We start from the raw sequence: 12,172 nt of genomic DNA on the forward strand, positions 1-12,172 counted from the left end.
CTGGCTCTACGGGTAAACGCTTATCGGCAGTCTTCCGGCAGCGCGGCAATCGCCGACACCACCGCGGCCTGCATGCCCTGCCCCACGGCCATGTCCAGTTCCCCGCCCGTCCCTCCGTGCTGGCGCCGCAGTTCGTCCTCGCACAGCCTGCGCACCCGCGCGCGGGCATTGGCGCGCAGGCTGCTGCACCGCCAATCGGTGCCGCCCAGCGGCAACACCGAATACACCACGCTGTTGCAGGCATTCCCTGCGCGTTGCTGCAGCGACAGTCCGCCGAAATCCCGCGGCTCGCTGCTGCGCTGCGGGTCGAAATAGCTGTCCGGGAAGGTGCGCGCGTACTGCTCGATGTCCACCGCCATGCTGTGACCACCGGCCAACGGCATCTGCAGCGGCTGGCCACACGGCGTCGCGTCGGCCCGATGCTGGATGTACTGGTAGATCGGCTGGTCCAGTGATGGATCCTGCTGGGTCACCGTGCTGATCGCCGCCAGCACCGGCAGCGATGCACGATTGGCCATGCGCGCCAGCAGTCCCGCCTGCGCCGGCTGGCAGCGGTCGCGCAGGGTCGCCGCCAGCAGGAACAGCACGTCGTTGCGAAAGGCATGGTCATCCCCCAGGCGCTGTTCGATGCGCTGGCGGGCACCGGACGAAGGCGGCGGAAATGCGATCGCGGGTGGCGCGATGGGTGCAGCCTGCCGCTGCCACCACACCAGCAGCGCCACCGCCACCAGCAAGGCTGCTGCAACGATGGTCCAGCGCACGCGCATCAGTTGTGGATCGCCGTCAGCGTTGCCGCTGCGGCATCGTACGATGCGCTGGCGATATCCGCATCGAAGCGCTTCACCTGCAGGCGGCCGGCCAACCGGTACGGATCCCACAGGTCGCCCAGCGCGATCGGCCTCGCCAGGGTCACATGGATGATCTGGTTCGGTGGCGGTGGTGGCACGTGGATGCACGCGCCATAGAACGGCACGAACAGCAGTTCATCCACCAATCCTGCGTCGTTGGTACCGAGCGGTACCACGTAGCCATCCAGGTCCACGGTGCGGCCATCGGCAGCATCGACCACCTGCGAGGAGCCGAACTGCTTGGCGCGGTCCGGGCTGGAGTGGTCGATCTCCTGCCCCGGTGGCGTGCCCGAGCCGGTGTCGTCGATCAGCCCGCCCACCCCGTCCATGCCATTGCGTGACAGGCCGATCTGCGGCGGTGGGCGCTGGTAGGTCACTTCATCGGGCCGCAGCGCATCCCAACGGTCGATGGGTGCTTCAGCCGCGACGGGCTGTGCCGGCACTGCGGCCGGTGCCGGTGCAGCGGCGACGGTCGTGGCGTCCCCGCCTGCCTGCGTGCACCCCAGCAAGCCCAGGCAGCACGTCAATCCGATCAGGACATTACGGTTCATACGGCCTCAGCTGAGCATCGCGCATGGTGTAGGCCGAACCGGCCAGATCGTCATCCAACCGTTCGGCGCGCAGGGTGCCGGCCAGGAAGAACGGCGAGTACATGTCCGGCATCGCGATCGGGCGCGGCAGCACAACGTGCACGATCTGGTTCGGCGGCGGTGGCGGCACGTGGATGCAGGCGCCGTAGTACGGCACGAACAGGAATTCGGTCAGGCGCCCGTCCTGCGCGTTGGCCAGCGGCACCACGTAGCCGGGCAGGCGCACCGGCCGCTGCAGTACCGTCTCCACGGTGCGGAACGTGCCGAACTGCGGCATGCGCCGGTTGCCGTTGTGCTCGACCTCCGGGCCCTCGCCCCGCTCCAGCGCAGCCAGCTCGTCCTTCGGCATCATCTGCAGCCAATCCAGCTCCTGCTCTGTGGCGCCTGCAGGGTCATCGCGGTCAACAACCGGCGAGGGAGGCAGGGCCTGTACGCCGGTATCGACCGGGCGTTCGCAGGCGGCCAGGACCAGCAACATCGGCAACATCGGCAACCAGCGCATGCTCAGCCTCCCGGCGACAGGCCATCGGCAAGCGTGCGCCGGTAGGCCAGCAACGCTGGCACCAGCCCGGCCGCCGTGCTGATTGCCAGAACGCCGGCCACCCACGCCAGTTCGCGGCCATCGGGCCACACATGGGTGATCGACAGGCCGAAGGTCGCCAGCGCCCAGCCACGCCCGGCAATGCTGGCGGCCACCAGCAGCGCCAACGCCAGCACGCAGGCCACGGCACTGGTCGCCACCGCTTCCACCACCAGCAGACCTGCGATGTAACCCGGCCGTGCGCCGGTCGCACGCAGGATCGCCATCTCGCGCCGCCGCTCCTGCAGCGTCGAGACCAGCAACGCCACCAGCGAGACCATGCCCAGCAGCACCACCATCGCGCTGATCAGCTGCAGGGCGCGCTCGGCCGTGCCCAGCGACTGCCACAGCTGCTGCAGCGTCACGCCGGGAAGGATCGCCAGCATCGCCTCCTCGGGATACTCGTTGATCCTGCGCTGCACCGAGAAGGTTGCGATGCGCGAGTTCAGGCCGAGCATGAACGCGGTGATGCTGGTCGGGGTCAGATCGAGGTGGCGCGCCTGCTCGGCACTGACGCTCTGGCTGCGCAGCTGCACACCCGAGCGCCAGTCGAGGTGGATGGCCTCGATCGCCGGCAGCGAGACCAGCAACGACGAATCAACCGGCGTGCCGGTGCGCTGCAGGATGCCGGAAACGCGGAATGGCTTGTCGGCATGCATGGCGAGCGTGACCGCACCGGTGCCATGGGCGAGCACGATCTCATCGCCGAGACCGACCTTCTGCGCGCGCGCCACGTCGGCACCGATCACCGCGTCATACAGGTCGTCGAATGCCCGCCCCTGCGCAAACGCCAGCGCATGCCCTGCGCCGTAGCGATAGTGCTCGAAGTAGCCACCGCTGGTGCCGACCACGCGGTAGCCGCGCCAGGAATCCCCCAGCGACAGCGGCACCGCCCACTTCACCTGTGGCATCGCGGACAGCGCCTGGTAGGACTGCCAGGACACGTTGTTGGTCGGGTCACCGATATGGAACACCGAGTACAGCAGCAGGTTCACCGGCCCCGAACGCGCGCCCACGATCAGGTCGGTGCCCGACACGGTGCTGGCGAACCCCTCGTGCGCCTGCGTGCGCACACGTTCGACGCCCAGCAACAGCACCACGCTGAGGGTGATGACCAGCACGGTCAGGCCCACGCTCAACGCGCGGCTGCGCAGGCTGGCCCAGGCAAGCTCAAGCATGGCCGGCACCTGCCTGGTTGATCTCGGACAGTGAAATCGTGCGATCGAACAATGGCTGCAGGCTGTCGTCATGGCTGACCACCAGCACCGTGGTGCCGGCCGCCTGGCATTGCGCGGACATCAGCTCCAGGAAGGCGGTCGCCGCTTCGCGGTCGAGCGCTGAAGTGGGCTCATCGGCCAGCAGCAACGCCGGCCGGCCGATCAGGGCGCGTGCTGCCGCCACGCGTTGCTGCTGGCCGACACTGAGCCTGCCCGAGCGCCGCTGCATCAGCGCCGGGTCCAGTTGCAGGGCGCGCAGCAGGCGCACGATCTCGGCATCCACCGAACCACTGATGCGCTCACTGCGCAGGCGCGAGAAGCGCAGGCCGAGCGCGATGTTGTCGCGCACGCTGAGGAACGGCAGCAGGTTGAACTGCTGGAAGATCACGCCCAGATGATCGGCACGGAATCGATCCCGTGCGGCCCCGCGCATTGCCTGCAGCGCGTGGCCGGCGACCTCGACGCTGCCCTTGGCAGGCAGCAGCACACCGGCCAACAGGCCCAGCAGCGTACTTTTGCCACCGCCGCTGATTCCGCGCAGCAACACGCTGCTGCCCTGCTCGATCCAAAGCCGCGGCACATCCAGCACCAGCCGTCGGCCATAGCCGAACTGCACATCATCCAACGCAATCACCGGTCGCATGCTCACGGTGCCAGCACCACGCGCAGGTTGTCCGGGGTAAGCACGCTGCGGTTCTGGCCATGGGGAGTTGCGCTGTTGACGATCACTTCGTGCAGGCCCGGGAACAGCGCGGGCAGGCGCACGACGATGGCCCGCAGCTCGGCCGGCCTGGCGCAGTGGTACTGCAGCGTTGCGCTGAATCCCGCATGCCGATGCTGTCCTGCCGGCGGCGGCGTGGCCATCGCATCGAAGCCCTCGGCCTTGGCATCGTTGCCGGAAAGGCGGCAGCCCGCAGCAGTGGGCAGGGTGACCCAGCGGCCGTCCTTCAGCAGCGCGATCGCACGCGCCAACGCCGCCTGTTCGGCCGCATTGGCCGGCGGCCGTTCGAAATCAAGGATGCCGATGCCGGGGGCCTGCAGGGCGAATTCCAGCGTCTGCTGGTCGAGCGCGAGATCTACGGTGGCCTGGCCGTGTACGTGCGCACCCAGCTGGCGGACATCATGGGCCTGTGCGGCGCTGGCAGCCAGCAGCAGGAAAAGAGCAGCAGAACGCTTCATGGGGGAGGCTCCAATTGTTACTATGTAACATTATGGACCACATCCCCACGACGCCCGCAAGGGCCCTGGCCCAGCCGCCAACTTCGGCACGCTGGCATCCCCGCGTTGATCTGGCCGGCGCCTGGCTGTCCCTCGCCTGCGCCGCCCACTGCATCGCCCTGCCCCTGCTGCTCGCCTTCGTGCCGGCGGCGATGATGGCGCTGCGTTCGTTCCAACACCCCGGCCATGGTGCGATGACATTGCTGCTGATGATGTCGCGCTGGGAATGTCTGTTCGCGCTGCTGGCCTCTTCGCTGGCATTGGCCAGTACCTCCGCCGGGGTGCATCGGCATGGGCGCTGGCGGCCTGTGCAGCTGGCCTGCCTCGGCGCCGTCCTGCTGCTGTCGGCCTCGCTGTATCTACCGCTGAAGGAATCGCTGCTCTGGCATGGCGTGGCGACGGCCAGCGGTGGCGTGCTGCTGGCGTGCGCACACATCGGCAACCGGCGCGCGCTGCACCGCCGCCGGTAGCGCCGGCCGCTGGCCGGCGGGAAGCCCCCATCCACGCATGGCGTGGATCTACTGAAACATTCACGCAGCCAACGGTAGTGCCGGCCGCTGGCCGGCATCCGCGGTGATCCGGCGGACAGGGCATGCCGGCCAGCGGCCGGCTCTACCCACCCTCACTCGTCGAACGGTCGCTGCCCCAGCGTCTGCGTCACGTGGTCGACAAAACAGGTGATGCGCGCGGCCAGCGCGGTGTTGCGGTAGTACACCGCGTTGATCGGCTGCCGCACGTCCTGCGTCTGCCTGGCAAACAGCTGCACCAGACGGCCCTCACGCCGGTCCTGTCGGGTCAGGAAATCGGACAGGCAGGCGATGCCCAGCCCGGCCACCGCCATCTGCCGCAGCGTCTCGCCGCTGGACGAAGCGATGGCCGGCTCGATCACGAACGGCCCACCATCGTCATCGAGCAGCGGCCACTCGTTCAATGAACTGGGCTGGGTGAAGCCGAGCAGGTCATGCGTGCGCAGCTGCTCCACGCGCGTCGGCGTGCCGTGCCGGCGCAGGTACTCGGGACTGGCCACCACGCGGATGCGGCTGTGGCCGATCGGCCGTGCATGCAGGGTGGAATCGCGCAGCACGCCAATGCGGAACGCCACGTCGGTGCGTTTCTCGATCAGGTCGGTGATGCCCTCATTGGAATTCAGCTCCAGCTCCACCTGCGGGTAGCGCTCACGGAACCCCTCAAGCAGCGGCACGATCACGTGCAGCATGAACGGCGTGGCCGCGTCCACGCGCAGGCGCCCGACCGGTTGCAGGCGTCGCGCGGCCATCTGTTCCTCGGCCTCGTCGACCGTGGCCAGGATCGTGCGCGCGTACTCCAGGAACGCCGCGCCTTCCTCGGTCAGTTCCAGCCGCCGCGTGGTCCGCCGCAGCAGCGTGGTCTGCAGCTTGTCCTCCAGCCGCGCCAGGGTGCGGCTGGTGGCCGAGATGGTCAGCTCCAGCCCTTCGGCCGCTGCGGTGATCGAGCCACTGTCGACCACCGCAACGAAGGCCTTCAGCTCATCCAGGGTGGTTTTCATTGTTTACCTCGGCGCAAAAGCATTTCCCGTATACACAGCTTAATCAACAAATGTAAAGCACCCACACTTCGCCCTGTCCCGAGCCCACCGGCTCTCAACGAAGTCCCTGGAGTCCACCATGAGCGTTCCTTCCTTTGGCGTCGGCACTTTCCGCCTGACCGGCCAGACCGTCATCGACTCGGTACGCAACGCCCTCGAGCTCGGCTACCGTGCGATCGACACCGCGCAGATCTACGGCAACGAAGCCGAGGTCGGCCAGGCCATCGCCGAATCCGGCGTGCCGCGCGACCAGCTGTTCCTGACCACCAAGATCTGGGTGGACAATTACGCCGCCGACAAGCTGATCCCGAGCCTGCGCGACAGCCTGGCCAAGCTGCGCACCGATCATGTGGACCTGCTGCTGATCCACTGGCCGGCGCCGGGCAATGGCGTTGAACTGCGCGAGTACATGACCGCGCTGGCTGAAGCCAAGACGTTGGGCCTGACCCGCCAGATCGGTGTGTCCAACTTCAACATCACGCTGACGCGGCAGGCCATCGAGGTGGTCGGCGCAGGCGAGATCGCCACCAACCAGATCGAACTGAGCCCCTACCTGCAGAACCCGGCGCTGACCGCTTTCCTGCAGGACCAGGGCATCGCCGTCACCTCCTACATGACCCTGGCCTACGGCAAGGTGCTGAAGGACCCGGTGCTGGCCGCCATCGCCGACAAGCACCACGCCACCGTGGCCCAGGTCGCGCTGGCGTGGGCGCTGCAGCGCGGCTACTCGGTCATTCCGTCGTCGACCAAGCGCGAGAACCTGGCCAGCAACCTGCTCGCCCAGGACCTGCGCCTGGATGACGATGACATGGCCGCGATCGCCGCGCTTGAGCGCAACGGCCGCGAAGTCGATCCGCCGGGCCTGGCACCGGCCTGGGACTGAGCGGCGCGTGACCCCGTATCGGCATGCGACGCGCTGGCCAACCTGACAGATCGGTAATGTACGGGTCAGGGCAGCGAAAGGCGCCGCCCTCCACCCTGAGGGCCACTTCCCTGCCGGTGCCTGCGCATGACCCGTTCCCTGTTCCGCCGCGCGTCGCTCATTCTTCTGCTGTCCAGCCTCGCGGTTGCACCGCTGGCCCTGGCCCATCCCAGCCTGGTGCGCTCGACGCCGGCCGCCGACGCCAGTGTGGCGCCGGCCAGTCAGATCGAGCTGCAGTTCAGTGAAAAGGTGATGCCGCGCGCCACCCGCATCGAACTGAGCATGGACCATGGCCGCATGAAGATGGCCATGCCCACCACCGCGCAGGACATCTCCGAAGATGGCCACACCCTGCGTGCCCGCTTCGCCAAGCCGCTGCCGGCAGGCAGCTACGCACTGCAGTGGCGCGCGGTCGGCCAGGACAGCCATCCGATCACCGGCAGCTACCGCTTCACCGTGAAGTAGGGCGACGGTCGTGGCCGAGCTCTCGCCGTACGCGCTGCGGCTGGCGTTGTACCTGGTGCTGATGCTGCTGTTCGGGCGAATCCTGTTCGCCCGACCCGCGCTCCCGCGCGGCGTCCTGCTGGCGCTCGCGCTGATCGCGCTGCTGGTGGGGGTCACCGATGCCGTGGCCCGGCTGTCCAGCGTGCTCGGCCTGTCGCCGGCGGACATCGACCTCGACATGGCGCGCTGGTTCCTTACCGGTACGCCGGTGGGTGAAGCGGGCCTGCTGCGCCTCCTGGCGCTGCTGGCAATGCTGCCGCTGCTGGCATTCGCCGCGCCGCTGCAGGGCCTGCGCCGCGTAGCCCTGGTGGCGCTTTCCGGCACGGCCCTGGCCAGCCTGTCCTGGAATGGGCATGCCGCTGCGGGCGATGGGTTCGGCGGTACCGTGCGGCTGGTCGCCGGCATCGTGCATCTGCTGGCCGCCGGCGCTTGGGTCGGCGCACTTGCCGCCATCCTGCAGCTGGCGCTGCGTCCGCAGGGCCTGCGCCTGCGCGAACGCACCCATGAACTGTGGCAGGCCGCGCACCGCTTCGCCCTGCCCGGCACGATCATCGTCGCCACGCTGGCGATGACCGGCACTTATACCTATGTCGATCTCGGCGGCTCCCTGCAGACCCTGACCGGCACCGCGCATGGACGATGGCTGCTGCTCAAGCTGGCCCTGGTGGGCGGCATGCTGGGGTTGGCGGCGCTGCATCGCTGGCGGCTGGTGCCGGCGCTGGCCACCTCCATCCGCGGCGGCTGGCAACCGCGGCCGCTGCGCTCCCTGCGCCACAGCCTGGCCTGCGAGTCGGTGCTGGCGCTGCTGGTGCTGGCCTGCGTGGCGGTACTCGGCACATTGGATCCGCTGACGTGAGCCTGGGCAGCCGGCCTGCACGCAAGCTGCGATGATGGGCGCATCATGAAACTGCTGATCGTCGAAGACGAACCCAAGACCGGCAATTACCTGCGCCAGGGCCTGATCGAAGCCGGCTACGTGGTCGATCTCGCCTGCAACGGTGTCGATGGGCTGCATCTGGCCGGCAGCGGCGAGTACCAGCTGCTCATCCTCGACGTGATGCTGCCCGGCCTGGATGGCTGGAACGTGCTGTCGCGGCTGCGCGAAGCCGGATGGCAGGTGCCGGTGCTGTTCCTGACCGCGCGCAGCAGCATTGCCGACCGCGTGCAGGGCCTGGAGCTGGGCGCCGACGACTACCTGGGCAAGCCGTTCGCCTTCGCCGAGCTGCTGGCGCGCGTGCGTACCCTGCTGCGCCGGGGCCAGGCGCTGCCGCAGGCCGAGCGCATCGTCATCGCCGATCTGGTGGTGGACACCCTGCGCCGCCGGGTCGAACGCGCTGGGCAGCGCATCACCCTCAGTCCGAAGGAGTACACCCTGCTGGAACTGCTGGCGCGACGCCGCGGCGAGGTGCTGCCGCGCTCGTTGATCGCCTCGCAGGTGTGGGACATGAACTTCGACAGCGACACCAACGTGATCGACGTGGCGATCCGCCGCCTGCGCGCCAAGATCGACGATGGCTTCGACGCCAGGCTGATCGTCACCGTGCGCGGCATGGGCTACGTGCTGGAGACGCCGGACGACGGCGCAGCCCACAGCGGATGAACCTGCGCCGTTCCATCGCGGTACGGCTGACGCTGCTGTTCGCCACGGTCGCCACGCTGGTGCTGGCCGCGCTGGGCGTGGCGATCTATGTAAGCGCCCGCCACGATCTGGTCGCCCAGGATTTCATCGACCTGGAAAACAAGGTCGCGCTGATCCGTGACTTGGCCGGCAATGGGCCTGCATCCGCGCGCGGGCCGCGGTTGGCCGAGGCGCTCGGCCACCATCCGGATATCGCCTTCCACATCGTCGACGGGCGTGGCGGCGTGCTGTTCTCCACCGCACCGGCACTCCTGCGCGAGCATGCGCGCAGCCAGCCCATCGATGCCGCGCCACGGCGGCACGACTGGATCCTTGCCGATGGCCGCTGCATGCATGCCCTGCACCTGCGCCAGACGCTGGCCGATGGCAGCCAGCTGGTGACCCTGGTGGCCATCGACGACGACCGCCATGCCGATTTCCTGCAGCGCTTCCGCCACCTGCTGGCGATCGCCATCATCGGCGCCGCCGTGGCCAGCAGCCTGCTCGGCGGCTACGTGGTGCGGCGCACGTTGCGGCCGCTGCGCACGCTGGCCGATGAAGCCCGGCAGATCACCGCCGGCCGGTTGCAGCGCCGCCTGAGCGCGCGCAGTGCCCCGGCCGAACTGGAACAGCTGGCGCAGACGCTCAACGGCATGCTGGCACGATTGCAGCAGGACTTCGCGCGGCTGACCGGGTTCTCCGGTGACCTGGCCCATGAACTGCGCACGCCGATCACCAACATGCTGACCCAGGTGCAGGTGGTGCTGGCGCACCCGCGCAGCAACGAGGCTTATCGCGAGACGCTGGTGTCCTGTGCCGAGGAGCTGCAGCAGCTGGCGCAGACCGTGGGCGACCTGCTGTACCTGGCGCAGGCCGAAGCACCGGGCGCGCTGCCTTCGCGCGAGCTGGTGGCGCTGGACGTCGTGGTGGATTCGCTGTTGGAGTTCTACGACCTGCTGGCCGAAGACCAGCAGTTGACCCTGCATCGCGAAGGCACCGCATGCGTCGAAGGCAACCGGCTGATGCTGCATCGGGCAATCGCCAACCTGCTGTCGAACGCGTTGAAGCACGCGGCACTGGGTAGCGACGTGCGGGTGCGGTTGGTCGAGCACGGCGACCTCTGCAGGATCAGCGTGCACAACATCGGCCCGCCGATTGCCGAAGAAGCGCTGCCGCGCCTGTTCGATCGTTTCTACCGCGGCGAGCGCGGCCGCCACGAGGGCGCCGGACTGGGCCTGGCAATCACCCGCGCGATCGCACAGGCGCATGGCGGAACGGTAAACGTGACCTCCGATGAAACCGGCACCGTGTTCGAGCTGGCGCTGCCTAGCGCATCAGCCCGTTAATGCCGGCCGGGCCGAACACCCCGGCCACCCAATCGATGAACACCCGCAGCCGCGGCGATGGGGTGCGGTTGCGCGGGTAGACCAGGCTCAACGGGCTCGGCGTCGGCGGCAAGTCCGGCAACAGCTCAACCAGCTGCCCGCTTCCGATGTACGGGTCCATCCGGTAGCGCGGCGCCTGGATGATGCCCAGCCCCGCGAGCGCTGCACCCAGGAAGGCATCCGCACCGGAAACACGCACGCTCACCGGCAGCGGCACATGGCGCACCTGCGCGCCCTGCTGGAACTCCAGCGGAATCAGCTGGCCGGTTGCGCTGGAGCGGTAGCCGACCATCCGGTGGCCTTGCTCCAGCGATTCGATGGTGCCGGGCATGCCATATGCCTGCACGTAACCTGGCGAAGCCACGGTGATCTCGCGCAGCAGCGTCAACCGCCGCGCCGCCAGATCGCTGTCAGCCAGCGTGCCGACACGCAGCGCCGCATCCACGCCTTCGCGCAGCAGATCCACGTAGCGATCGCCCTCGCTGACCTCCAGTTCGATCTCCGGGTAGCGCTGCAGGAAGTCCGGCAGGTGCGGAAACAGCAGGTGCCGGCCCAGCGTGCCATGCACTTCAATGCGCAATGGGCCACGCGGCGGCACGTCACGGAACGCGGCCTCTGCATCGTCCATGTCGGCGATCAGGCGCAGGCAACGGCCATAGAAGGCCTCGCCTTCCAGCGTCGGCACCACCAGACGCGTGGTCCGGTGCAGCAGTCGCACGCCCAGCCGCTGTTCCAGCGCCTTGATCGCATCGGTCACCGTGGCCCGCGGCAGGCCCAGGTCCTCGGAGGCACGGGTGAAGCTGCGGCGCTCGACGATACGGACGAAGGCGCGCATGGCCGTGAAGCGGTCCATTGTTCGACTACCCGGATGATGTTGGCGGATTATGCAGGATTATCCGAAAGGACAATGTCGCGAAGATGGCCCTGCGCCGCTCCGGCGTGCCCCACTGGACGCCAGCATGACCCTCTCCCCCACCCGCTCCGTTGCCCTGGTCACCGGCGGTTCCCGCGGCATCGGTGCCGCCATTTCGCGCCGGCTCGCCGCCGATGGCCATGCCGTGGTGATCAACTATGCCGGCCGCCGCGATGATGCCGAGGCATTGGCCGCCGAGCTCAACGCCGCCGGCGCGCAGGCCCTTGCCCTGCAGGCCGATGTGGCCGACCCGCAAGCGGTGCACCAGCTGTTCGACGCCATCGAGGCTCGTTTCGGTGGTCTCGATGTGGTGGTCAATAATGCTGGCGTGCTGCAGTTGGCGCCGCTGGCCGACAGCGACGATGCCCTGTTCGAACGGGTGATCGGGATCAACCTGAAGGGCGCCTTCAACGTGCTGCGCGAAAGTGCGCGACGGGTGCGCGACGGCGGCCGCCTGATCAGCCTGTCCACCAGCGTGGTCGGCATCCGACTGGAGAACTACAGCGTGTATGCCGCCAGCAAGGCAGCCGTGGAGACGATGGGTGCGATCCTCAGCAAGGAACTGCGCGGGCGTGACATCACCGTCAATGCAGTGGCACCGGGCCCGACGGCCACCGCCCTGTTCCTGGAGGGCAAGTCACCCGAGCTGATCGAGCGGTTGGCGAAGATGAATCCCTTGGAACGGCTGGGTACGCCGGAGGACATCGCCGGCGCGGTGGCGTTCCTGGCCGGTGCCGATGGCCGGTGGATCAACGGCCAGGTGCTTCGCGCCAACGGCGGGATGGTGTAGTTCGCGGCCATCGCACACCGGTA

Annotated in this window: 15 protein-coding genes; 7 read left to right on the forward strand and 8 right to left on the reverse strand. The window is 68.3% G+C overall.

The features are described 5' to 3' along the window. Positions 1–20: 20 nt before the first annotated feature. From CCR98_RS11465 to CCR98_RS11490, 6 genes are read right to left on the reverse strand one after another with little or no spacing between them, the layout of a single operon-like run. A complete protein-coding gene (locus CCR98_RS11465; RefSeq protein WP_087922700.1) occupies positions 21–767 on the reverse strand; it encodes a hypothetical protein in 747 nt (248 codons plus the stop codon). Then, on the reverse strand, positions 767–1,399 hold the full coding sequence (locus tag CCR98_RS11470) for a DUF3299 domain-containing protein (RefSeq protein ID WP_087922701.1): 633 nt from the start codon (positions 1,397–1,399) through the stop codon (positions 767–769). Before CCR98_RS11470 ends, CCR98_RS11465 begins: the two co-directional genes overlap by 1 nt. Then, a complete protein-coding gene (locus tag CCR98_RS11475; protein WP_087922702.1) occupies positions 1,389–1,940 on the reverse strand; it encodes a DUF3299 domain-containing protein in 552 nt (183 codons plus the stop codon). The genes CCR98_RS11470 and CCR98_RS11475 overlap by 11 nt, the downstream gene beginning before the upstream one ends. Before the next feature lie 2 nt (positions 1,941–1,942). Beyond that, positions 1,943–3,196 (reverse strand): ABC transporter permease, encoded by a 1,254-nt coding sequence (locus CCR98_RS11480; protein WP_087922703.1) that lies wholly within the window; start codon positions 3,194–3,196, stop codon positions 1,943–1,945. Beyond that, positions 3,189–3,884, reverse strand: a complete 696-nt coding sequence (locus tag CCR98_RS11485) for an ATP-binding cassette domain-containing protein (protein WP_087922704.1) — start codon at positions 3,882–3,884, stop codon at positions 3,189–3,191. Before CCR98_RS11485 ends, CCR98_RS11480 begins: the two co-directional genes overlap by 8 nt. Then, a complete protein-coding gene (locus CCR98_RS11490; protein WP_087922705.1) occupies positions 3,881–4,414 on the reverse strand; it encodes a DUF2796 domain-containing protein in 534 nt (177 codons plus the stop codon). The genes CCR98_RS11485 and CCR98_RS11490 overlap by 4 nt, the downstream gene beginning before the upstream one ends. Positions 4,415–4,446: 32 nt before the next feature. On the opposite strand from CCR98_RS11490, the gene CCR98_RS11495 reads away from it, so the two are divergent. Beyond that, the gene (locus CCR98_RS11495) at positions 4,447–4,923 is read left to right on the forward strand and encodes a MerC domain-containing protein (protein ID WP_087922706.1); all 477 of its coding nucleotides are present in this window, start codon (positions 4,447–4,449) and stop codon (positions 4,921–4,923) included. Positions 4,924–5,075: 152 nt separating this feature from the next. On the opposite strand, the gene CCR98_RS11500 is transcribed toward CCR98_RS11495, so the two are convergent. Further along, positions 5,076–5,978, reverse strand: coding sequence for a LysR substrate-binding domain-containing protein (locus CCR98_RS11500; protein WP_087922707.1), 903 nt, complete (start codon positions 5,976–5,978; stop codon positions 5,076–5,078). Positions 5,979–6,096: 118 nt separating this feature from the next. On the opposite strand from CCR98_RS11500, the gene dkgB reads away from it, so the two are divergent. From dkgB to CCR98_RS11525, 5 genes are all read left to right on the forward strand, one after another. Further along, positions 6,097–6,900: a 2,5-didehydrogluconate reductase DkgB gene (dkgB, locus tag CCR98_RS11505; RefSeq protein ID WP_087922708.1), complete on the forward strand. Its 804-nt coding sequence runs from the start codon at positions 6,097–6,099 to the stop codon at positions 6,898–6,900. Between the two features lie 126 nt (positions 6,901–7,026). Next, positions 7,027–7,404 carry a copper homeostasis periplasmic binding protein CopC gene (gene copC / locus CCR98_RS11510; RefSeq protein WP_087922709.1) on the forward strand — a complete coding sequence of 126 codons (378 nt, stop codon included), beginning with the start codon at positions 7,027–7,029 and terminating at the stop codon, positions 7,402–7,404. Positions 7,405–7,414: 10 nt separating this feature from the next. After that, the gene (gene copD, locus CCR98_RS11515; RefSeq protein ID WP_087922710.1) at positions 7,415–8,299 is read left to right on the forward strand and encodes a copper homeostasis membrane protein CopD; all 885 of its coding nucleotides are present in this window, start codon (positions 7,415–7,417) and stop codon (positions 8,297–8,299) included. 45 nt (positions 8,300–8,344) lie between these two features. Next, complete coding sequence (locus CCR98_RS11520; protein WP_087922711.1) at positions 8,345–9,043, forward strand: heavy metal response regulator transcription factor; 699 nt, start codon at positions 8,345–8,347, stop codon at positions 9,041–9,043. Beyond that, positions 9,040–10,407, forward strand: a complete 1,368-nt coding sequence (locus CCR98_RS11525; protein WP_087922712.1) for a heavy metal sensor histidine kinase — start codon at positions 9,040–9,042, stop codon at positions 10,405–10,407. The genes CCR98_RS11520 and CCR98_RS11525 overlap by 4 nt, the downstream gene beginning before the upstream one ends. On the opposite strand, the gene CCR98_RS11530 is transcribed toward CCR98_RS11525, so the two are convergent. Further along, positions 10,388–11,299: a LysR family transcriptional regulator gene (locus CCR98_RS11530; protein WP_087922713.1), complete on the reverse strand. Its 912-nt coding sequence runs from the start codon at positions 11,297–11,299 to the stop codon at positions 10,388–10,390. The genes CCR98_RS11525 and CCR98_RS11530 overlap by 20 nt on opposite strands. Positions 11,300–11,405: 106 nt before the next feature. Here CCR98_RS11530 and CCR98_RS11535 point away from each other — a divergent pair, with 106 nt between their 5' ends. Next, entirely contained in the window at positions 11,406–12,149 is a 744-nt protein-coding gene (locus tag CCR98_RS11535) for an SDR family oxidoreductase (protein ID WP_087922714.1), read from the forward strand. The last annotated feature ends 23 nt before the right edge of the window (positions 12,150–12,172 follow it).

The organism is Stenotrophomonas sp. WZN-1 (assembly GCF_002192255.1).
GTDB lineage: Bacteria > Pseudomonadota > Gammaproteobacteria > Xanthomonadales > Xanthomonadaceae > Stenotrophomonas.